Origin of the sequence: Pedobacter sp. KBW06, assembly GCF_003852525.1 — a bacterium.
Lineage (GTDB): Bacteria > Bacteroidota > Bacteroidia > Sphingobacteriales > Sphingobacteriaceae > Pedobacter.
The window spans coordinates 2,232,190-2,252,261 of record NZ_QAJL01000001.1; the positions used below are offsets into that span (position 1 = coordinate 2,232,190).

A 20,072-nucleotide genomic window follows, 5' to 3' on the forward strand; every position below is an offset into this window, starting at 1 on the left:
CCCCTTACCGTAATTTTGTGTCAGCAAAAAATCTTATAAATACCTGAGAAATGAAGACACGAATTAACATTGCAAAAGTAGAACCGGCAGGATATAACGCAATTCTTGGGCTGGAGAAATTCATAGAAAGCACACCGCTGACCAGAACACATAAAGAGCTGATTAAAATCAGGTCATCGCAAATAAATGGATGTGCTTTTTGTATCGACATGCATACTAAAGATGCCCGTAAAGCGGGTGAAACAGAACAACGCATTTATGCGCTCAATGCCTGGCGTGATACCCCTTTCTTTACAGAGGAAGAACAGGTCATATTGGCCCTGACAGAAGAGGTGACCTTAATCAGCAATCATGTTGCAGATGAAACCTACGAGCGGGCAGAAAAAGTACTGGGTGAGACCTATCTGGCCCAGGTGATCCTGGCCATTATTACCATTAATGCATGGAACAGAATTGGCATCAGTACGAAACTAATGCCAGTCTAACAGGAATGTCCTAAACACAAAAGCCCGGTATTTAAATACCGGGCTTTTTTAGGTCTATACCAATTCCATTTCCATCAGCGCTCTCACTTGCTGATGTGATGTGGTTATAGCGGCCCTGTATTTCTCTGCATCAAAGGATTCCCCGTTTACCGCGATCACATGGATATTGCTAATCCCAATAATATTAAACACCGTCTTTAAATAGTCGGTCTGAAAGTCTATGTGCGCATTATATCCTCCTTTTTCATATCCCTGCGCCCCTCTTGCCAGCAATAGAAACAAGGTTTTGTTTTCAAGGAGGCCGATATATGGGTTTTGCATATTGTCCGGATTCCGCTTCCAGGTTTCATTTACCCTCACTACCTGATCAATATAAGCTTTAAGTGCACTGGGAATTGACCAGTTGTACATTGGGGTGCCCAGCACAATCACATCTGCTTCCTTTAATTCGGAAATATATACATCGCTTATTTTTAAAGCCTCCATTTCCTGTTCAGACCTGTTTGCTGCAGGTTTGAAAGCCGCAGCAATCCAATTTTCGCTGATATGGGGCACATCGGCATTTCCCAGCTCACGAAACCTGATCTCCTGATGCTGATGAATGCCTTTCCAGTGGTCGACAAATACTTCAGTAAGTTTTCTGCTTTGAGACCGTTCTGTTCTTGCGCTAGCGTTAATGACTAATACTTTCTTCATTTTAATAATTTTAGACAAAACTAAAGGGCGCTTGGGTTATATTTGCATACCAATTCTCATAAACACTACAGCCCAGATGTTACCTTATAAATCATTAATTCAGGTTGATCGAGATGCTGCTATCACCCTTTACATACAGGTCTGCAACAGTTTCATCTCATTGATTACCAATGGGACACTACAACCATCTGATCTGTTGCCAAGTTCCAGGATATTGGCCGAACTGATTGGCATCAACAGAAACACGGTAAAACTGGCTTATGAAGAATTGATCAGTCAGGGTTGGGCCGAATCTATTGAGCGCAAAGGCGTCTTTGTGCTTTCCAGTCTGCCAGTGCTCTCCAAAACAAAACTTCCGGAGGCCGATAAAAATAAAATCCCTCAGGAAGCCTTTGTATGGACCAATAATTTTAAAACTTCGGTTCCGAGTAAAAATCTCCAGAAAAATATCCTCACCATTGACGATGGCTTTCCCGATGTACGCCTGGCACCGATAGATCAGCTCATGCGCGAATACCGAAGTATTTCCAGAAAATTCTATGGAAAAAACTTTCTGAAATATGGCAGTTCCAAAGGCTCCGAACATCTTCGGGAATCGATTTGCAATTACCTTTCCAATACCAGAGGCCTGGTCGTCTCTCCTGAAAATATCCTGATTACAAAAGGCAGTCAGATGGGCATCTATCTGGCCGCACAACTTCTGCTCCAGCCCGCTGACCATATTGCCGTTGGCATTTCAAACTATTCATGTGCCGACGAAACCTTCAGACAAACCGGAGCCAATCTTTTACGGATTCCTGTCGACGACAATGGAATGGACATTGATCATCTCGAAGAATGCTTACAGCACAAAACAATAAAAGCCGTTTATATCATCCCCCACCATCATTGTCCAACCACAGTAACGATGAGCATGGAGCGAAGGCTAAAATTGTTAAAACTCGCAAAGGAATACCGTTTTGCAATTATAGAAGACGATTATGATTTTGATTTCCATTACGACAACAAGCCTTATGTACCATTGGCAAGCATCGACCACAATCAAAATGTAATTTATATCGGCTCCGTCACGAAAACTTTTGCCCCCGCCCTGAGGATTGGATTTATGGCAGGACCTCCGGCATTTGTACAAGCCGCAGCCTCATTGAGAGAGCTGATAGACAGACAAGGAGATACCGTTTTAGAAGAGGCATTTGCCCTGATGTTTGACAATGGTGAAATGGACAGGTATTTCCGGAAATCTTTAAAAATCTATAAGCAACGCAGGAATGTATTTTGCGAGCTGCTTAAAGCTGAGTTTAGCGAAGAGATCAGCTTCAAAATGCCTGAAGGTGGCCTTGCCGTATGGTCAACTTTTGATCAAAAGATCGATTTAGTCAAAATGTCTGAAGCTGCCTTGAAAAAGGGACTTTTTATCGACGACGGGATTTTTTACAAGAACGAATCTTTCTCTACCAATGGACTGAGAATGGGCTTCGCTTCACTGGAGGAAAATGAAATGGCAGAAGCCCTTAAAATCCTGAAAACCATCATCCGCTAAGCCTGCTGGGCCATCCTTTATTTCTGGACTGGTATATTTAGCAACCCTGTCATTGCCCTAATTTTATAGCAAAAAAATTATGGACAATACTTATCAGGTTAAAACAATCAGGACAGAAGCGGAGATTCAACAGTGTTGGGAAGTGGCTTTTTTACTACGTCCCCATCTGAATAAAGACAACTGGTCTTCCATGATTTCAGAGATGATGCAAAATGAAAAATACAGCATCGCCGGAATTATCGTGGAAGAAAAAGTCGTGGCATTTGCCGGATATCGTTTAATGACCTCATTGCATAGTGGAAACATCATATACATTGATGACCTCTGCACGCTGGAATCTTATAGAGGCAAAGGCCTTGCTTCTCAATTATTAGCTCATGTAAACGCAATTGCCACATCAGCTGATCTGGATGCCGTAGTGCTGGATACCGGATTTGATAACCATACTGCTCAAAAATTGTATTTGAAAAACGGATTTCAATTCGCCGCAGTTCACCTCAGCGCCCTTTTAAAATAGGCAGGTCTTATAAGAAAAGAGGGTGCCTGAACACCCTCTTTTAAGCAGTCAGCGGTTCGCCATGCGCAGCTTCAGAAACGCTTTTCCATTCTTCGAAACTGGCCAAACGTTCTTCATATGCTGCCTTAACCGCCGGATAAGCGAATGAGCCCAGCAATAACCTCAATGGCGGGTTAGTAGCATCTACCAATTTCAGAATTGCTTCCGCAGTAGCTTCGGGCTGTCCAAAAAAGCCGGGAGTTGATGCAGCTTGCTGAAAGGCTTCTTTTACCGGATTATAAATTTCCATGCTTTTGGCTTGAGCCGCCGATTCACCAGACCAGCTCGTGGCATAGCCATTGGGTTCTACCAGCGAAACATTGATGCCAAAAGCCTTTACTTCCGAAGCCAGGGTTTCCGTTAAACCTTCCACTGCAAACTTAGACGCGTTGTAAATCCCCAATACCGGAACCGCAATCAGCCCCAGATAACTTGACACCTGGATAATGTGTCCGGAATTTTGCGCACGCATCACTGGCAATACCGCCTGTGTTAACCACAGTACCCCGAAGAAATTGGTTTCCATCTGACTCCTTGCTTCCTCCTCAGAAGTCTCTTCAACAGTACCAAACAATCCGTATCCGGCATTATTGATCAGTACGTCAATTCTTCCAAAATGTTCCTTTGCCTTGTTCACTGCCCCAAAGCTGGCTTCAGGATCGTTCACATCCAGCTGAAGTGGCAATACCTGATCTCCATATTCATCCACCAGATCCTGAAGCGCTGCAATGCTTCTGCCTGTTGCCACGACCTTATCGCCGCGTTTTAAAAATGCTTCGGCCCAGATTTTTCCAAATCCTCTCGATGCCCCTGTGATTAAAATTACTTTTGACATTGTTTTCTTTTTTAGTTTTTAAGATGAGACAAATACAAAATAGACCAATCGGTCTTTATTAGAATAAAAAAAATTATATCAGCCAGGTTTCAAATTCATTCTGGATGGCGTCCAATATGATCCGCATCTGTTCGTTACTTTCCAACACCCGTCCACATAGGATCGCTCCTTCTATCATGGCAAAAACTTTTATGCTAAAATTCTTTGGGTCCAGCCCCGATGAGATTTCGTGGTTGGCAATCCCATTGGCAAGGATGTCAAAAAATCTTTTCTGTGAAGCGCGAATTACCTTCTTTACATTTTCTTTCATGCCAGGATGGGTATCATCAGACTCCACACCAAAGTTCAGGATAGGACAGCCCCCTTCAGTTTTAATTCCTTTATAGGCATTCAGTAAATTAGAAAATTTCTCTTTTGCTGTTTCTCCACGTAATACCGCTCTGTCCAATTGCTGAGCTAAACCTTCTGTCAGGTATAAAAAAGACTCTGCACAGATTTCGTCTTTACTTTCGAAATTCCCATAGATCCCACCTTTGGCCAGCTTTGTAGCCTCCATGATGTCGCTGAGAGAAGTACCGGCCATTCCTTTTTTGTTAATGATAGGTGCCGATTGTTCAATAATAAATCTTCTGGTGCGTTCTGCTTTATTCATGAAAATGATTTAACGACACAAAAATAAACCATTCGGTCTATTCTCACAAGTAAATTCTATCTTTTTTACTTTCTGCAGATGATTCTGGTCCGGCCATCTTCATTTAAAACAAAAAAAGAAGAACATTTTGTCCAATTCTGAAAACCTGATTGTCCTCAGTAAAAACAACTTAAATTTTAGAATTAGCATATGAAAATTGTAGTCATCGGAGGCACAGGCCTCATCGGAACAAAACTGGTAAAAACCTTAAGCGAAGCCGGACACGAAGTATTGGCAGCCTCTCCCGGCACCGGAGTAAATGCGGTTACCGGCGAAGGACTTAATGAAGCGCTAAAAGGAGCGGAAGTGGTAGTCGATGTAGCCAACTCTCCTTCATTTGAGCAAAAAGCAGTTTTGGACTTCTTCGAAACTTCAGGACGAAATCTCATTGTTGCAGAACTCATTGCCGGTGTAAAACATCATGTAGCCTTATCGGTGGTTGGCACAGACCGTCCAAATGCAAATACTTATTTCCAGGCCAAACTGGTACAGGAGAAATTGATAAAGGGCTCCGGCATCCCCTACTCCATCCTGCACGCCACGCAGTTCTTTGAATTCGTGGGCGGCATTGCACAGGCAGGAATTCAGGGCGATCAAATCCATGTATCGCCTGCTCAGTTCCAACCCATTGCTTCAGACGATGTCGTTGCGGCACTGGCCGATATTGCGCTTGGATCTCCATTAAACGGAACAGCAGAAGTTGCCGGCCCGGAAAAGATCGGACTGGATGAGATCGTCAGACAATACCTCAGCCTTAAAAATGACAACCGCAAGGTGGTCACAGATGTGCATGCGCCTTATTTTGGAGCAGAAATCAATGACCAGTCACTCGTGCCTGGAGATCATCCCCGTCTTGGTCAGGAAACCTATACAGACTGGATCCGCAAACCAGGTAATTTAAGATAAGGAAAACGGTTTGTACCTATAATAAAAGAGACGGTATCCCGGGATACCGTCTCTTCAACTGAAGTTTTCAGTCCGCAAAATGAAGCGCATTATTTTAACCGGCATTTTCGTATGTTTAAGTTTCATTTAATCCCGCAGTTATGAAAACCTCTCTTAAGTTTATTTTAGCACTTCCGGTTGTTCTGATCTCCTTATCCTCATTTAACACGATTAACACATCCAAAGGAGAAGAATGTCAGGTAGTCGAGGTCTACGAAGGAATAACTCCTGAAACTGATGCAAAAGCACTTACCCCAGACGGTTTGAAAAAACTAACTGTTATCTTAAAGCCTGCCAAACTCAGACATGGCAAATATGATTACAAGCTTAAAAGACTGGAAAAGGACTTGTATAAGGTTGTTGATAAGGCGCTTTATATCGAAACAAAATATTGCAATAAGTACGCATCCCGGGATGATGCCACGCTGATCATTGACTCCAGCTATGGGTCTACCAAAGGTAAACTCATCTTTAAATAAGCTTTTCCAACTGCTGAATGTGTTTGCTGATGGTGAGTTTATCGGCTGTTGAAACGGCCAGATCCATTGCCTGCTCATAATGCTTTAATGCTAGGGCATTGTCTACATCAGTATACAGGTTCCCGAGCAGGGAATAATAAAAATGGTTATCGGTAAGTTTCAGTTTTTCGGCCTCTGCAATTGCGGCCGTTTTCCCGTTCACTTTTGCCAGCGCAAATGTTCTGTTTAAAGCCACAATCGGTGAATATTCCAGAATCAGCAGGTTGTTATAAAGCTGAAGAATTTGTTCCCATTTTTCTGTTGTATCCTCCTTATAGGTATGCCAATAGGCGATACCAGCTTCCAAATGGTACTTGCTCAACTGAGCACCTGCGGCAGACAGTCCCAGATAATATTTTCCCTGATCAATCAGCTCCATGTTCCAAAGACTTTCATCCTGGTCCTGATACAGAATAGCCTCTCCATTTTGATCGGAACGGGCATCAAACCTTGAAGTGTGAAAACACATTAACGAAAGCAAGGCATTTACTTTTGGAAGGTTGGTATGCGCATGTTCCCTGAGCATATAGACCAGTCGCATGGCCTCCGTACAAAAATCCCTCCTGAGTGTTGTGTTCTGAGTAGTGGAATAATAACCTTCAGAAAACAGCAGGTACAACGTGGTCAGTACATTATCTATACGCAGATTGATCTCATTCAAACTAGGCTGCTGAATGCTGATGTTCAATTCCTTCAACTTCTCCTTTGCCCGGTTAAGACGCTTATAAACGACCTCTTTATTGGTTAAATAAGCATCTGCAATCTCCTGAATGCCAAAGCCGCAAAGTAAATTTAGCGCCAGCGCTACCTGAGCTTCTGTGGATATCTGTGGATTGCAGACGGTAAATATCATGGCCAGCTGACTATCTCCGATATTTTTAACGGACAGATCAAGTTCAAATTCTTCTGTATTGGCGGTATGATATTGAATTTCCGGAGATAGTTTTTGCTGGAACAGGGAATCTCTTTTGAGGTAATTTTTAGTCTTATTTTTTGCCACGGTGTATAACCATGCTCTTGGATTATCGGGTAATCCTTTCGTACTCCAGATCTCTGTAGCGGCAAGGAAAGTATCGCTTACAATATCCTCGGCGATCTCAATATGTGCCATACCGAACAAACGGCAAAGTACCGAAACGATTTTCCGGTATTCTGTTCTGAATAAATTGGGGATGAGTTCCTGGTCCTTCATTTTAAGAGCTCTATCCTTCCGGCTCGCTGGCCATCCGTATCTCTACATTTCCGCCGAGTTCAAGAATCGGACAACCCTGGGCAATCTCCACTGCATCTTCATAGCTTTCTGCCTTGATAATGACCAGTCCGCCTATAGATTCTTTAATTTCCACAAAAGGCCCATTGATCACATGCTTATCTGCCTTTACCACTTTGCCGGATATATCCCAGCGCTGCAGTGGCCGGGCCAGTTTATTCTGTGCCGCAATTCCGCCAAACCAATTCTGCCAGGCACTGATCGAATTTTGCAATTCTTCCGGAGAAGGCTGTGCTTCTTTATTTGTGAAATCTCTTCTGAAAATCAATAAAAAGTCGTTCATGTTCTTCTTTTTTAAATGTAAAAATAACCACTGATATTTATAATAAGGAATAAAAAGTCCTCATCCGGAAGGATCAGGACTTCTTGCTGCTCTCTAGCCAAACATGCCAACTTTATAAGATCCCGGTACATTCGGGAAAGAAATATTAATGCGGTTCCAGGTATTGATTGAAGTGACAACCATGGTCAGGTCAATCAGTTCAAGTTCAGAAAATTGAGCACTAACCCTTTGATAAACCTCATCAGGCATATGGGCTGCTGTCAGGGCTTCTGCCCATTCAAAGGCCGCTCTTTCTCTTTCACTATAATAAGGTGTCTCTCTCCATGCACTAAGTCCATATAAGCGTTGTTCAGTTTCTCCTTTGGCACGTGCATCTTTATAATGCATATCCAGGCAATAAGCACATTGATTGATTTGAGATACCCTGACTTCTATCAGGTGCATCAGTTCAGCACCCAAAGATGATTTTTTTAAATAACCTGCCATTTCAAAAAGTGGCTTCAATGCGTTTTGTCCTTTTCCGAAGATGTTTATTCTCTTTTCCATTTTGTTATAATTTTTGAATTTATAACCTGAAGACAAACGGCTTTTTTAAATTGGACAAACTTTGATGATTTTTTTTTATTTTGTATAAATACAAGATCAAAAAATGATTGCAGATCAATATCCGAAGGTTTATTTATATCGACGAATCGTTCAGGCAAAACTATTCATCGACAACAACTATGCGGATAAAATAGACCTCAATGGCATTTCTGATGAAGCGTATTTTTCGAAATTTCACTTTATCCGGCTGTTTAAATCTGCTTACGGAAAAACACCCCACCAGTACCTAAAATATGTGAGAATAGAAAAGGCCAAAGAATTGCTAAAAAACAACAGTACTGTTTCCGAAGCCTGCTTTTTAGTAGGTTTTGACAGCCTTTCTTCCTTCAGCGGGCTTTTCTCAAAAGTTGTCGGTAAATCTCCATCCGGTTATCTCAAACATCAGCAGGAGGTTCAAAAGCAAATCAGCCTGACACCGCTTGCCTTTGTGCCTGGCTGCTACGCCTATCAGCATGGCTGGCTTGATCCTGAGAATAGCAATTTTGAAGAACCCGATATCTAAATTATTCTTCAAGTTTGTAATGAGTTTAACATCTAACCGAAATTACCATGATTACTAAAATGAGCATTACAAACATTCATGTCATAGACCAGAATAGCGCTTATGACTTCTATGTAAACAAATTAGGCTTCAAACTTGTAGACGACATCCCTATGGGGCCCGAAACCCGATGGCTTACCGTTTCACCTCCCGAACAACCCGATTTACAACTGGTATTGTTTCCGGTTACCGTAAGTAAAATGTTTCCGAAAGAAATCGCAGAAAACTTAATAGACCTCATCAAAAAAGGAATATTTGGCTGTGGGGTGTTAACCTGTACAGATATATTTGCTACCTATGAAGAGCTGAAAGCCAAAGGAGTGGAATTTATAAAGCCTCCCACCAAGGAGTTTTACGGAACAGAAGCATTATTTAAAGATGATTCCGGCAACTATTTTTCATTGCAACCTTTAAACAATTTTGACAATGAAAACAATCTTTGATCCGGCAATACGGGAGGAGCTGACACTAAGAGTCGAGGCACTCGATGAAAACAATAAAGCGCTTTGGGGCAAAATGAATGTTTTTCAAATGGCCAGACATTGCAGCATATGGAATGAATGGGTTTTAGGAAAAAGCAATATCTCGAGTAAACAAGGTTTATTAGGTAAAATCTTTGGGCAATTCGCACTCAGATGCAATACTAAAGACGACAAACCATTGGGTAAAAATACGCCAACCGGAAAAGCATTCACGGTAAAACAAAAAAAAGGTGATCTGAATGCCGAAAAGAAAATCCTGATCCATTTAATAACTGATTTTGAAAACTTTTCAAATGATGAGTTTTTTCACGATTTCTTTGGCAAAATGACAAGAGAACAAATAGGCATCTTTGCCTATAAACATTCAGATCATCATTTAAGGCAGTTTAATGTTTAACTGTTCTACAAAGGCTTGGCTATGCCTGCTCCAAAACAGATCCGGTAAGGCTGTCGTGTTTTAATTCGTACTCTAGTTCCTGGTCTTCCAAATCTGCGGTTTTAATGAAGTTCAATCGATCAAGAAGTTTTCTGGCCTTGTCGTTATTTTCACTTGTTATCGCATAAATACGGTTCAATCCGATGTTATTGATGCCAAAGTCTATGGCCAGGGACATGGATAAAGTCATAAAACCTTGTCCCTGGTATTGAGGTAATAAAACGCAGCCAAGTTCTCCGGCTCCTTTATCAAACCCACGGTAATAACCGCAGGTTCCGACAATTTTATTTGTTGCATTCTCTACGATGCCCCAATGAATTGAATCGCCCTCAAGATAATTTTTATTGATTTTATCCTGCATTTCTATTGCCTCCTGCGCTGTCGTTGCCTGAACCGCATCATAAAATGAAATTTCAATAATGTCGTTGATGTCAGAAGACTGAATTTGTCGTAGTGAGATTTTCTCCGAGATAATGGTTGGAAAAATGTTGTAAGGCGGTAATTTCATTTTACAAGATACCAAAATTCCATTCATTACGGATCCAACCAAATCACACTTGCCGAACCAATTCTATATTTCCCGTCTTCAGTTTTAACTTTAATGTTATTCTGTGCTAATGCATCTGCATCGACCCAACCATCATTGTTCTTTTTTTGCCATTCTTCACCCCAGGAATTATGTATTTTAAACACATCTTTTGTAATGTCTGCATTTTTAACTTTTTTGTAACCTGAAATAACCAAAGAATGCCCCATTTCACATTCATTGCCCTGACTTTGTGAAACACATATTGAAGTACAAAGAACTGGCTTTCCATATTTCAGCCCTTTAATCACCTGATTTTTAACCCCCGTAAAATCCACATTCATTGAATCCAAAGGATAAGCAGCAGCACTGAACCCGGGAGGAAAAACTTCCCTCCTGCATTCGCTAAAAAAAAGCACGTATAAAAACTGGTCGAAATTGCTTTTTGTCAGCGCCTTTTTAAAGGTTGCCTCGTTAAATTTTAAATCAACATAAGTGTTCAGTGTGGCAACTTCCTGCCTGCAGTCTTTAACATTTATTTCATTGTTACTTTTTAGCCTTTCAAAAGCTGATTTTAAATAATTAAAAAACTCGTCTCTTTTCACCAGTCCGGCAGCGCCGATTGAACTGAAACTCCTGACTAAATTTTCAAAAGGCTTACAATTCTCTAAAATCAACTGTACACCGCTGTTAGATAAATTATTAATGATCTCATCCATACCAACACCTTTTTTTTGATTGGGCTGAAAGGTGTAATCTTCATTTACACTTCTATTGGTATAGACCATTAATCCAAAATAAGAAATGGCGCTGTCAGCAGGTGGATTTTTACAATCAGGAATATCACTTTTCCACTTTTGACAGGTATAATGTTGTAATAAAGTTGCCAAACTAAAAGCTTTACAATCGCCAATATCGTCCTGTGTCTTATAAGCAGGCATATTGGCTATTTCTATTTTAGATCCCATCACCTCTTCGTAAATCAGGCTTGGTTTAATGATTGCGTGGCTCAAATCATCGCCTTTGCAATAAACAGGTATAAAAGGATTGGTATAACTAAAATTTTTGCCCTCAACATGTGTACCCGAAACCTTGACCGGGTCTGTATAAATCGTTGCAGGATTTTCCCTCTCATAACCTTCCTTCTCTTTGGTGCTGAGATCTTGTTCCCAATCCCGTTTCAAAGATAAAAACTGATAAAAGCCATCTTTATGGATGTCAAAATCATAACCAAACTGTTGCTGCAGTTCAGGTTCAGAAAGCTGTTTCAACTGCTGTTTGTACAGACTAAGCATTTCATTCGGGTACAAAGGCATTACTTTATTGTTAACCCAGCGGCCATTTTCCCAATGTGCCCGCATCAAATGCAAAGTTTCAATATTGTAATGATAAAGTGTGGGATGCAGCTGGTACTGCTTTCCCCAAAAAGCATAGAAACCCTGGTTTTCATGGGTAAATATTTTAGTCTCTTCACATAAGCCATCAGCAGACATTTTCACGATAAAACCGTTATGCCTATTGCCTTTGTAAAGTTCCGGAACAAAGATAAACCCATCTCCTTTGCTGTTTTCCAATAACGTTGGCGTACCATAGCCCTCCATATTTTCAGAAATAAAATATTTTCTATGAAGTTTTAGTTTGGATTTAATTTTTACGATGCTCAATTCGGTTTCAAAAAACCGGGTTCCACTGTCGGAAACCTTAAATCGCTTTAGGTTAGGAACTGACAGAAATCTATTACGAATATTTGGCAAATGATTGTTGCCATCAACTGCCCACACTGCGTTAGACAGGAGGATTGTACCCGTACCAAGTAAACTATTTTTAACAAATTTCCTTCTGTCCATCGCCAGCCCAATTTTAACAATTCTTTTTTATCCGAAATCGCCGTTTCCAAATCAGCCCCGCCTTTAGTTCAATCAACACGCTTTCCTGAAGTTAACAATTATTAATAGATTTCACCACCGTTCTTTCGGCATCAATATTACCTTTCGGGCATAAATACTTACACACATCATTACATTTAATATGGATGGTAGTCCGCTATCACTCGAAATTCACGATCGATTAAACTATGTACCAGATCCAACGCATTTTTTAGATATGAAAAAGCAATTAATGACAAGAGCCCGTTGAAAAATAAAACTCATTTGTAAATGGGTCTAATTGCAAAATAAAACGTTTTACAAATTTTTCGACACAGGCATCCCAGTTTAATCTAAGGGCATTCTTCTTTTGTTTGCATGTAATTTATATCCTAAAAATCAAATAATGGCTAATAATTTGCGTTGTATCAATACACACACAAATTCAACCATTATGAAAAAATTACTCCTTGGAGTCATGGCATGCTTTGCTATGACCTCCCGTGCCCAGGTGCACGAATCGAAAAATTTCATTTACCTCTATTCCGATTCTGTGATTTACGCCAAAGACGTCAAATTACGGCCTGATTTTTCCGGATACCTGCAGCTTCGGGCTGATTCCAGAAAGGTTCCAACAGAACAGGTCAAATTCTTCAGTAATGCAGACGGATTTTTTGCCAATACCAAAAGATTTAATTTTGGTAGCATAACCTCCTTTTCTGAACGAATTATCGAAGGTGTAACCCTTCCTAAATATCGGACTGTGTAAAAGACGAAAATTCGTAACTTTAAAACACAGTAAGATGAAAAAGTCAAAAATTAGTGAAGCTCAGATAGTAGCTGCGATCAAAGAACACGAATCAGGAAAAACGGCTGCAGATATCTGCCATGGATTGGGTGTACACCAGGCTACCTTTTATAACTGGAAGAAAAAGTACGCAGGGATGGACAGTCAGGAACTTCGCCGACTCAAGGAGCTGGAAGAAGAAAACCGCAGACTGAAACACATGTATGCAGAATTAGCTCTGGATAATAAGATCTTGAAAGACGTATTGTCAAAAAAGTGGTAAAGCCCTGCCAGCGAAAGGATATGGCTGCTTATGTGATGTCCCATCATCATACAAGTATTAGCAGGGCTTGCAAGGTGATTTGCTTGCCTAAGTCCATGTATTATTACAAAAAGATCAAAGACGCTATACTATTTTCCGGTTTTATCAGGTGGCTTCCACGGTGGGCAATTACGATAAAGCCATTTTTACATTAGGGAAGTGGCGCTAATGTATGCTGTCCAAATGTGATCAAAAAGAAACCATTTAACAGAAGTATCAGTAAGCTTGTTTTATAATTCATCATCTAAAATATCCAGCGAAATTAACCCCGGCACATGACAGACATATTAACAAAACATTAAATATCCTAACCTTGCAGCCACCTCTTCATAATTTTGATCAGCACTCGCATCCACACCTAATCACTTTAATGATTGTAGCATATTGGACAACTCTACAGGCATTGTTATCATGGCATCATGGCCCGTTTTAAGTTCCAGATACTTCCAGTTTTTGCTCTTTTTTGTTTTGTCTGCAAAAGGTTGGATCGCTCTTAGTTCCGGTCCGGTACAGGCAATATAAGTCAGCGGCAAATGATTACCGTAAGGATGCTTTAACTCCAAAGGCTGGCAAAATGTTTTAAATGGCTGATTGGTCAGACGGTCATTTACCCATTTAATATCGGCTAAGTTAGTCACGCCAAAAAAATCACTGGTGAAGAACGGGATACTTAGTCCATTGTCGTAGTCCATTGACACCTTAATGAAATATTCCCGGATGTCTTCCGGACTTACATCTAGTGCGCTTTGGCCATTCTCCATAAGCATCGCGTCAAGAAAGACCAGTTTAGACAACCGATCCGGCATCCTGTCTGCAACACCTGCTATCACAGCTCCGGCATAGCTATGGCCCACTAAAACTACATTGTGCAAGTCTTCTGTAATCAGGAAATTTACAATATCTGTAATATGAGTATTCAGATCGATCTCGTCATTAAATGTATTTTTATGTTCCCCAAGTCCACTCAACGTTGGCGTATAAACAAGGTTTCCTTTGCTGCGCAATTCCGTGCTTACCCTTTGCCAACACCAGCCACCATGAAAAGCACCATGAACTAAGACAAAAATGGGCTTATTTGACGTAGATTGTGCATTTATTTCGAAAACTGATAGTAGTAACATTAGTAAGATGAAAAACGACTTTGTACTTTTGATTAATGATTTCATAATATTCTATTTTATGCAAAAGTTGTCAATGTCTTTTTACAATTCAATAACTCACCCGAAAGTGAGCAAACCTCAAATCAGAATATGTCAAGTCAGTTAAAACCCGGGACATCGAACGCCTGTAATATTACAGCCTTAAGCCTTGCGTGTGAGGTAAATGATGTATTAAGAGATATTAGCCCACGATGGAAAATGCAGGTACTGCATAAGGTCGCTTCGGGCACAAAACAATTCAGCACATTAAAACATGCTTTCCCATCTTTGTCGGATCAGATACTTGGCAAAAGGCTTTCAGAATTAGTTAATGATAAATTAGTTGACAAAATAATTCTCAAAGAGAAAGCTCCAAAAAGTATTCATTACATGATAACCGATAAAGGTTTGGAACTACTAAAAATTATTGACGATCTGCATAAATGGGGGCTGAAATATTTTTCTGCTTAACCCACGCCTTGCAGTCGCCTCTTCGTAATTTTGGTCATCGTCGGCATCACCACCCAGGGCCCATTAGACAATAACAAGCTGATTAGGAATTTGAAAATAAAAGGAAATACAAATAAATTTTGATTGCCTCAATAAACGGTGGATTATTCGGTTATTCCTTCTAATAATAATATTCGTGTTCACGTGACGTGAACAATCCAATTTAGTGAACATAAATTAAACACCACTAATTATTGCATAAAAGTAAATGAAAAACTAACTGATTATGAATGAACTAACAATCAGTTTAAAATGCGGAACGCGCAGCCATTGGTCATACTCATCCCAACTTTCGGTGGGAGAAAGTTGGGATATTTTCCTTTTATAAGCCAAGCCATAGTTAAACCCAGACAAAACTTCATATATTCATAATGTTGACTTAAAACATCTCCGTTTTAAAGCTGATAATTTTGCACCCACAATGGACAAAGATATTGTATGTGAAATAAAGGCAGGATTGCTTCCAGCTTTTAATGAAGCTTATTCCCGCTATCATAAACAAATTTATCAGTTTGTATTTAAGAAAACACAGTCTGAGTATATTGCTACAGAAGTAGTCCAGCTTTGCTTTATCCGGCTTTGGGAAAAGAAACAATCGTTAAATGAGCATACTGCGTTAAATATCCAGCTCTTTGGAATGGCCCGCCAGGTGATGATCGATCAACTTAGGAAAGAATCTGCGAGACTGAAATATAACACCAAATCTGATCAGTATCCTTTTACAGACAACCTGATGAAAATGATCGAAAGCCGCGATATGCTTAAACATTTTGAGCAGGAAATTGAGGCTATGCCACCAATAAGAAAAATGGTATTTAACCTGAGCAGGCAAAATGGGCTCTCCTATAAGGAAATAGCTGAGATGCTTGGAATATCCCCAAAAACTGTAGAGAGCCACATCGGCAAGGTCCTCTCCCGCCTTAAACACTACATGTATACGATTTTGCTATAGCAATATTAAATAATTGTTAAGCCGTAAGGCCAAAGCGCGCGACATACGTAATAACTGTATGAAGCCAAACAAAGGACTAAGACGCAAGCTAAACCGCAAGGCGTTCATCCAGGAAAATTTTAGTGATCAGCAATGGGAATCTTTTCATGCTGATGAACCACTGCCACAGGGAAAATCAGAAGAGATGCACCGCTTTATACTCGGGCAAATCTCTTCAAAACAACAGGTAAGGCTTAGGCTCATCAGGGTAGCGAAGTATCTTTCTGCGGCTGCGATAATTTTAGTAGTCGGATTTGCACTATTTATCCGGCCAAAGCACACCGACAACCAGAAGCCGCAGCTTACTGCAAACAACAAGCTTCAGGAAGAGGAGAAAACAAGTCTATGGAAAGAGGTTTCCAATTCGGGAACTGAAGTCATCAGGTACCATTTACCAGATTCTTCCTTCGTCACCATTTATCCTGCTTCCACCATCAAATTTAAAAAGCAGTTTGATCAAAAACTCAGAAATGTTTACCTGCAGGGTAAGGCCAGATTCAAGGTGAAACGAGATGCGATGAGGCCTTTTAGCGTGTTCTCGGGTGCATTGAAGACAACGGCCCTGGGTACCTCATTCACGATCAATACCCGTGGACATCAGATTTCTGTTAAGCTTCATACCGGAAAAATTGTCGTTGCCGATACCCTGACCAAACAGGCACTGGCCTATATTTCCAATGTTGGCACCACATTGCTTTACGACCCATCCCTCAAACTTTCCAGAATTGTCAAACCAGTTGAAACCATCCGTCCCGCAGCAGAACTACTGAAGAGAGAAGGCAATCTGATCACCATGAAAAATATACCACTGGCAAAGGTCTTGCAACTTTTAACTGAAGCTTACGGTATTAAAGTGAATTCGAACCAAACGGAGATCAGCAAAATCACTTTCACAGGCAGTGTTGATACGGGTAAAGAAAAACCTGAAGATGTACTCAAATTAATTTGTCTGATCAACAACATGACTTTAACCAGCACCTCAGCACAAGAATTCTCTATACAAAAAACTGATAAATAAAACCAAAGAAGCCAAAAAACCATTATGTATTCAACAAAATTCAAAATCCTGAAACGTATGTTATGCCTCGGCATCATAGGTTGGGCAGGTCCAATATTTGCACAGGATCTACCTGTCAAGGGAATCGTTTTGGATGTCTCCGGTCAGGGGATTCCAGGTGCTACGATAAAGGCAGAGAATGAAAAGACCCGCAAGTCATTGGTCACCACATCTTCTGGTAGCGGATTGTTCAGCTTTGCAAACATCGCTCCAGGCGGTCCATACCGTTTTATCTTCAGTTCCATAGGATATAAAACGGACACGCTCTCTGGTTATACGGTTACCACAGGCCAGCAAATTGCACTGAGCATCAAACTTAAGGAACAATCAAACGACCTGCAGGAAGTAACGATTGGATACGGTAAAAGCAAAAGGAATGAAATTACGGGAGCAGTAACTTCCGTAAAGGCCGAAGAATTTAACCGTGGTGTGGTGAGTTCGCCAGGACAGTTGCTTCAGGGAAAGGTTGCCGGTCTGAATATCACCAGAAGCGGGAACCCAACAGATAAACCTGCGGTTATCCTGCGTGGCCCCTCAAGTTTCAGAGAGGGTGCTCAGGAACCCTTTTATGTGATTGATGGGGTTCCGGGTGCTTCGATTGATTTAGTCGCACCAGATGACATCATCAGCATGGAAGTACTGAAAGATGCTTCTTCAACCGCTATTTATGGATCCAGGGCAGCAAATGGTGTCATCATGATCAATACTAAAAATTCAGGAAAAGGACTTGGTAAACTTTCCTACAGTGCCTATGCTGCTTCAGAAAGTATTTCTAACAGCATCGACATGGCCAGCGGAGACGAATTGAGAACCTATTTAAAAGACAATGGAAAAACATTGGATAAAATCAGCGATGATGGCAGCAATACGGATTGGCTAAAAGAGGTGACCAGAACAGGTTTCTCCCAAAACCACAACCTCAACTTTAACGGAGGAGGCGAAAACTCATCTTACGGAGCAAGTCTTAACTATTTTGACAATCAGGGAATCATTAAGACATCGGGATTGGAGCGCTTTATCGCAAGAGCAAATATGGAGCAGCGTCTGCTCAACAACCGCCTGAAGTTAAACCTCAACCTGACCAACAGCAATACCGTTAACGAAAGGATCGCCAGCCAGGTTTACAATAATATGTTCACTTACCTGCCCACTGTTGGCGTAAGAAAGGCCGATGGCAGTTTTTCCGAAGACCCATCCAGAACCACTGGAACCGGTGGATACTACAATCCGGTAGCACTGTTACAAAACAATAAATTTCAGGGAAAAACCAACCTCTACCTCATCAATGGTGCCGCGAAAGCAAACATTATTGATGGACTTGACTTCAATGCGATGGTATCCATCCAAAACGAACAGATCAACGAAAATCTGTATAACAATAGATTTTCTATGCTGAAGCAGGGATTTAATGGCTATGCAGAGCGTTCATCTGTAAAAAACACACAAAAGGTTTTTGAAGGATATTTTAATTATGATAAGGTTTTTGGGGATCATGGGCTAAAACTACTAGCCGGTTACTCCTGGCAGGAAAACCGCAACGGCGATGGCTTCCAGACTTCCGGACAAAACTTTGTTTCAGATGATCTTTTGTGGAACAATCTGGGATTAGGTAACGGAAACGGATCTAGTGTTGTGAATTATGGCAATACTTACATCTCCACGCTTCGTTTGATCTCCTTTTATGGAAGAGCCATCTACGATTACAAAGGAAAATATCTGTTACAGGCAACGATTCGCCGTGATGGCTCATCGGCCTTTGGAATTAACAACAGATGGGGAATGTTTCCTTCTGTTTCTGCGGGATGGAACATAGACCGCGAAGCATTTATGGAAAATGTATCTTTCGTTGATCAGCTTAAGCTCCGTGCCGGTTATGGTGTTTCAGGAAATTCAATTGGGTTTGATGCCTACACTGCCAAACTGGTTTACGGTGCACAGAACGGAGCGTATTTTTATTCCAATGGAAAATGGCTGACCGCAATTGGTCCTACACAAAATGACAACCCAAACCTGAAATGGGAACGTACAGCTACATTGAATATCGGTGTAGACTTCAGTCTCTTTAAAAACAAACTTTCCGGGTCAATTGAGGTATACAATAAGAAAACTACAGACCTTATTGCCCCCTATTCGGTGTCAACTACCCAATATCCGTTCAATGTGTTAACAGCCAATGTTGGCGCGATGACCAATAAGGGTATCGAATTTACGCTGAACAGCACTATTGTTAAAACTGAAGATTTTAGCTGGAACACAGCAATTAACTTATCACACAACAAAAATGAGATCACTTCTATTTCTAATGATCTTTTCCAGGCAAATGAATTTTATACCGCTAATGTGGGTGGCAGAGGGCAGTCGGGAGCGCTGGGTTATCAGGTGATTAAAGAAGGTCTTCCCCTTGGATCATTTTACTTACTGAAGTATGCGGGTAAAGATGCCAACGGGAAATCAATGTTCTATGACAAAAATGGAAACGCTTCTACAGCAAACACAGGATTTGAACATTTCAGTGCAACGGGTTCTGCGCAACCAAAAGTATTATATGGCTGGAACAATACGTTCAGGTACAAACAGTTCGATTTTAATTTCTTCATCCGCGGGGTTTACGGAAATAAAATTCTTAATGCGACCCTGGCCGATATGAACGCCCCGATTTATGCATTTCAAACCAACATCGCAAAAGTCACTTTAACCGAATCGATCGGCGATGATAAAGCTCAGTTTGTGTCAGATCGTTATCTGGAAAGCGGCTCCTACCTCCGTCTCGACAATGCGACTCTGGGTTATACTTTCAAAATAAAAGGCAGCAGAACATTGAGGCTTTATGCTTCAGGTAATAACCTTTTTATCATTACCAAGTACAAAGGTGTAGATCCAGAGATCAATATGGCAGGTCAGACGCCTGGCATCGATTACCGCAATTTCTATCCTAAAACACGCTCTGCGATTTTTGGGCTAAACTTCAATCTATAACATTCTATAAAAAAG

General features: G+C 40.9%; 23 protein-coding genes. 14 read left to right on the plus strand and 9 right to left on the minus strand.

Annotated features, from left to right (window positions below; genetic code table 11):
• The first annotated feature begins 50 nt into the window (after positions 1 to 50).
• On the plus strand, positions 51 to 485 hold the full coding sequence (locus DBR43_RS09130) for a carboxymuconolactone decarboxylase family protein (protein ID WP_124579946.1): 435 nt from the start codon (positions 51 to 53) through the stop codon (positions 483 to 485).
• 54 nt (positions 486 to 539) lie between these two features.
• On the opposite strand, the gene DBR43_RS09135 is transcribed toward DBR43_RS09130, so the two are convergent.
• The gene (locus DBR43_RS09135) at positions 540 to 1,181 is read right to left on the minus strand and encodes an FMN-dependent NADH-azoreductase (protein ID WP_124579948.1); all 642 of its coding nucleotides are present in this window, start codon (positions 1,179 to 1,181) and stop codon (positions 540 to 542) included.
• A 76-nt stretch (positions 1,182 to 1,257) separates the two neighbouring features.
• Between DBR43_RS09135 and DBR43_RS09140 the strand changes: the two genes are divergently transcribed.
• Together DBR43_RS09140 and DBR43_RS09145 are read left to right on the plus strand one after the other, a co-directional pair.
• Positions 1,258 to 2,721 carry a PLP-dependent aminotransferase family protein gene (locus DBR43_RS09140; RefSeq protein WP_158622462.1) on the plus strand — a complete coding sequence of 488 codons (1,464 nt, stop codon included), beginning with the start codon at positions 1,258 to 1,260 and terminating at the stop codon, positions 2,719 to 2,721.
• 79 nt (positions 2,722 to 2,800) lie between these two features.
• Positions 2,801 to 3,238, plus strand: coding sequence for a GNAT family N-acetyltransferase (locus DBR43_RS09145; protein ID WP_124579953.1), 438 nt, complete (start codon positions 2,801 to 2,803; stop codon positions 3,236 to 3,238).
• Positions 3,239 to 3,278: 40 nt separating this feature from the next.
• Here DBR43_RS09145 and DBR43_RS09150 read toward each other — a convergent pair whose 3' ends face one another.
• Positions 3,279 to 4,112 (minus strand): SDR family NAD(P)-dependent oxidoreductase, encoded by an 834-nt coding sequence (locus DBR43_RS09150; RefSeq protein WP_124579955.1) that lies wholly within the window; start codon positions 4,110 to 4,112, stop codon positions 3,279 to 3,281.
• Positions 4,113 to 4,185: 73 nt separating this feature from the next.
• Entirely contained in the window at positions 4,186 to 4,764 is a 579-nt protein-coding gene (locus DBR43_RS09155; protein WP_124579957.1) for a TetR/AcrR family transcriptional regulator, read from the minus strand.
• A gap of 189 nt (positions 4,765 to 4,953) precedes the next feature.
• On the opposite strand from DBR43_RS09155, the gene DBR43_RS09160 reads away from it, so the two are divergent.
• Together DBR43_RS09160 and DBR43_RS09165 are read left to right on the plus strand one after the other, a co-directional pair.
• A complete protein-coding gene (locus tag DBR43_RS09160) occupies positions 4,954 to 5,709 on the plus strand; it encodes an SDR family oxidoreductase (protein WP_124579959.1) in 756 nt (251 codons plus the stop codon).
• Positions 5,710 to 5,849: 140 nt separating this feature from the next.
• Positions 5,850 to 6,227 (plus strand): hypothetical protein, encoded by a 378-nt coding sequence (locus DBR43_RS09165; protein ID WP_124579961.1) that lies wholly within the window; start codon positions 5,850 to 5,852, stop codon positions 6,225 to 6,227.
• Here DBR43_RS09165 and DBR43_RS09170 read toward each other — a convergent pair.
• The 3 genes from DBR43_RS09170 to DBR43_RS09180 all read right to left on the minus strand — a co-directional run bounded on the left by DBR43_RS09170 (position 6,220) and on the right by DBR43_RS09180 (position 8,365).
• Entirely contained in the window at positions 6,220 to 7,458 is a 1,239-nt protein-coding gene (locus tag DBR43_RS09170) for an RNA polymerase sigma factor (RefSeq protein ID WP_124579963.1), read from the minus strand. The two genes, DBR43_RS09165 and DBR43_RS09170, sit on opposite strands and share 8 nt — an antisense overlap.
• 10 nt (positions 7,459 to 7,468) lie before the next feature.
• Entirely contained in the window at positions 7,469 to 7,819 is a 351-nt protein-coding gene (locus tag DBR43_RS09175; protein WP_124579965.1) for a YciI family protein, read from the minus strand.
• 93 nt (positions 7,820 to 7,912) lie between these two features.
• Positions 7,913 to 8,365 carry a carboxymuconolactone decarboxylase family protein gene (locus DBR43_RS09180; protein WP_124579967.1) on the minus strand — a complete coding sequence of 151 codons (453 nt, stop codon included), beginning with the start codon at positions 8,363 to 8,365 and terminating at the stop codon, positions 7,913 to 7,915.
• Positions 8,366 to 8,468: 103 nt separating this feature from the next.
• On the opposite strand from DBR43_RS09180, the gene DBR43_RS09185 reads away from it, so the two are divergent.
• Genes DBR43_RS09185 through DBR43_RS09195 form a run of 3 tightly spaced genes read left to right on the plus strand, consistent with a single transcriptional unit; the run spans position 8,469 to position 9,845 of the window.
• Positions 8,469 to 8,927, plus strand: a complete 459-nt coding sequence (locus DBR43_RS09185) for a helix-turn-helix domain-containing protein (RefSeq protein ID WP_124579969.1) — start codon at positions 8,469 to 8,471, stop codon at positions 8,925 to 8,927.
• A gap of 47 nt (positions 8,928 to 8,974) precedes the next feature.
• On the plus strand, positions 8,975 to 9,409 hold the full coding sequence (locus DBR43_RS09190) for a VOC family protein (RefSeq protein WP_124579971.1): 435 nt from the start codon (positions 8,975 to 8,977) through the stop codon (positions 9,407 to 9,409).
• Positions 9,393 to 9,845, plus strand: a complete 453-nt coding sequence (locus tag DBR43_RS09195) for a DUF1569 domain-containing protein (RefSeq protein ID WP_124579973.1) — start codon at positions 9,393 to 9,395, stop codon at positions 9,843 to 9,845. The genes DBR43_RS09190 and DBR43_RS09195 overlap by 17 nt, the downstream gene beginning before the upstream one ends.
• Positions 9,846 to 9,864: 19 nt before the next feature.
• On the opposite strand, the gene DBR43_RS09200 is transcribed toward DBR43_RS09195, so the two are convergent.
• Together DBR43_RS09200 and DBR43_RS09205 are read right to left on the minus strand one after the other, a co-directional pair.
• A complete protein-coding gene (locus DBR43_RS09200) occupies positions 9,865 to 10,392 on the minus strand; it encodes a GNAT family N-acetyltransferase (RefSeq protein ID WP_124579975.1) in 528 nt (175 codons plus the stop codon).
• Between the two features lie 26 nt (positions 10,393 to 10,418).
• Positions 10,419 to 12,257, minus strand: coding sequence for a hypothetical protein (locus DBR43_RS09205; protein ID WP_124579977.1), 1,839 nt, complete (start codon positions 12,255 to 12,257; stop codon positions 10,419 to 10,421).
• Between the two features lie 472 nt (positions 12,258 to 12,729).
• On the opposite strand from DBR43_RS09205, the gene DBR43_RS09210 reads away from it, so the two are divergent.
• Positions 12,730 to 13,044: a hypothetical protein gene (locus tag DBR43_RS09210; RefSeq protein WP_124579979.1), complete on the plus strand. Its 315-nt coding sequence runs from the start codon at positions 12,730 to 12,732 to the stop codon at positions 13,042 to 13,044.
• 34 nt (positions 13,045 to 13,078) lie between these two features.
• Positions 13,079 to 13,345: a transposase gene (locus tag DBR43_RS09215; RefSeq protein WP_124579981.1), complete on the plus strand. Its 267-nt coding sequence runs from the start codon at positions 13,079 to 13,081 to the stop codon at positions 13,343 to 13,345.
• Positions 13,346 to 13,746: 401 nt separating this feature from the next.
• On the opposite strand, the gene DBR43_RS09220 is transcribed toward DBR43_RS09215, so the two are convergent.
• The gene (locus DBR43_RS09220; RefSeq protein ID WP_124579983.1) at positions 13,747 to 14,550 is read right to left on the minus strand and encodes an alpha/beta hydrolase; all 804 of its coding nucleotides are present in this window, start codon (positions 14,548 to 14,550) and stop codon (positions 13,747 to 13,749) included.
• An 84-nt stretch (positions 14,551 to 14,634) separates the two neighbouring features.
• Here DBR43_RS09220 and DBR43_RS09225 point away from each other — a divergent pair, with 84 nt between their 5' ends.
• The 4 genes from DBR43_RS09225 to DBR43_RS09240 all read left to right on the plus strand — a co-directional run bounded on the left by DBR43_RS09225 (position 14,635) and on the right by DBR43_RS09240 (position 20,057).
• Entirely contained in the window at positions 14,635 to 14,994 is a 360-nt protein-coding gene (locus DBR43_RS09225; protein ID WP_124579985.1) for a winged helix-turn-helix transcriptional regulator, read from the plus strand.
• Between the two features lie 460 nt (positions 14,995 to 15,454).
• Positions 15,455 to 15,985, plus strand: a complete 531-nt coding sequence (locus DBR43_RS09230; protein WP_124579987.1) for an RNA polymerase sigma factor — start codon at positions 15,455 to 15,457, stop codon at positions 15,983 to 15,985.
• 58 nt (positions 15,986 to 16,043) lie between these two features.
• Complete coding sequence (locus DBR43_RS09235; RefSeq protein WP_124579989.1) at positions 16,044 to 17,042, plus strand: FecR family protein; 999 nt, start codon at positions 16,044 to 16,046, stop codon at positions 17,040 to 17,042.
• A 24-nt stretch (positions 17,043 to 17,066) separates the two neighbouring features.
• Entirely contained in the window at positions 17,067 to 20,057 is a 2,991-nt protein-coding gene (locus tag DBR43_RS09240; protein WP_124579991.1) for a SusC/RagA family TonB-linked outer membrane protein, read from the plus strand.
• The last annotated feature ends 15 nt before the right edge of the window (positions 20,058 to 20,072 follow it).

Excerpts from the sequence above, each read along its gene's own strand:
- DBR43_RS09130 (WP_124579946.1), top strand. The coding sequence starts at position 51 with ATGAAGACACGAATTAACATTGCAAAAGTAGAACCGGCAGGATATAAC.
- DBR43_RS09135 (WP_124579948.1), bottom strand. The coding sequence starts at position 1,181 with ATGAAGAAAGTATTAGTCATTAACGCTAGCGCAAGAACAGAACGGTCT.
- DBR43_RS09140 (WP_158622462.1), top strand. The coding sequence starts at position 1,258 with ATGTTACCTTATAAATCATTAATTCAGGTTGATCGAGATGCTGCTATC.
- DBR43_RS09145 (WP_124579953.1), top strand. The coding sequence starts at position 2,801 with ATGGACAATACTTATCAGGTTAAAACAATCAGGACAGAAGCGGAGATT.
- DBR43_RS09150 (WP_124579955.1), bottom strand. The coding sequence starts at position 4,112 with ATGTCAAAAGTAATTTTAATCACAGGGGCATCGAGAGGATTTGGAAAA.
- DBR43_RS09155 (WP_124579957.1), bottom strand. The coding sequence starts at position 4,764 with ATGAATAAAGCAGAACGCACCAGAAGATTTATTATTGAACAATCGGCA.
- DBR43_RS09160 (WP_124579959.1), top strand. The coding sequence starts at position 4,954 with ATGAAAATTGTAGTCATCGGAGGCACAGGCCTCATCGGAACAAAACTG.
- DBR43_RS09165 (WP_124579961.1), top strand. The coding sequence starts at position 5,850 with ATGAAAACCTCTCTTAAGTTTATTTTAGCACTTCCGGTTGTTCTGATC.
- DBR43_RS09170 (WP_124579963.1), bottom strand. The coding sequence starts at position 7,458 with ATGAAGGACCAGGAACTCATCCCCAATTTATTCAGAACAGAATACCGG.
- DBR43_RS09175 (WP_124579965.1), bottom strand. The coding sequence starts at position 7,819 with ATGAACGACTTTTTATTGATTTTCAGAAGAGATTTCACAAATAAAGAA.
- DBR43_RS09180 (WP_124579967.1), bottom strand. The coding sequence starts at position 8,365 with ATGGAAAAGAGAATAAACATCTTCGGAAAAGGACAAAACGCATTGAAG.
- DBR43_RS09185 (WP_124579969.1), top strand. The coding sequence starts at position 8,469 with ATGATTGCAGATCAATATCCGAAGGTTTATTTATATCGACGAATCGTT.
- DBR43_RS09190 (WP_124579971.1), top strand. The coding sequence starts at position 8,975 with ATGATTACTAAAATGAGCATTACAAACATTCATGTCATAGACCAGAAT.
- DBR43_RS09195 (WP_124579973.1), top strand. The coding sequence starts at position 9,393 with ATGAAAACAATCTTTGATCCGGCAATACGGGAGGAGCTGACACTAAGA.
- DBR43_RS09200 (WP_124579975.1), bottom strand. The coding sequence starts at position 10,392 with ATGAAATTACCGCCTTACAACATTTTTCCAACCATTATCTCGGAGAAA.
- DBR43_RS09205 (WP_124579977.1), bottom strand. The coding sequence starts at position 12,257 with ATGGACAGAAGGAAATTTGTTAAAAATAGTTTACTTGGTACGGGTACA.
- DBR43_RS09210 (WP_124579979.1), top strand. The coding sequence starts at position 12,730 with ATGAAAAAATTACTCCTTGGAGTCATGGCATGCTTTGCTATGACCTCC.
- DBR43_RS09215 (WP_124579981.1), top strand. The coding sequence starts at position 13,079 with ATGAAAAAGTCAAAAATTAGTGAAGCTCAGATAGTAGCTGCGATCAAA.
- DBR43_RS09220 (WP_124579983.1), bottom strand. The coding sequence starts at position 14,550 with ATGAAATCATTAATCAAAAGTACAAAGTCGTTTTTCATCTTACTAATG.
- DBR43_RS09225 (WP_124579985.1), top strand. The coding sequence starts at position 14,635 with ATGTCAAGTCAGTTAAAACCCGGGACATCGAACGCCTGTAATATTACA.
- DBR43_RS09230 (WP_124579987.1), top strand. The coding sequence starts at position 15,455 with ATGGACAAAGATATTGTATGTGAAATAAAGGCAGGATTGCTTCCAGCT.
- DBR43_RS09235 (WP_124579989.1), top strand. The coding sequence starts at position 16,044 with ATGAAGCCAAACAAAGGACTAAGACGCAAGCTAAACCGCAAGGCGTTC.
- DBR43_RS09240 (WP_124579991.1), top strand. The coding sequence starts at position 17,067 with ATGTATTCAACAAAATTCAAAATCCTGAAACGTATGTTATGCCTCGGC.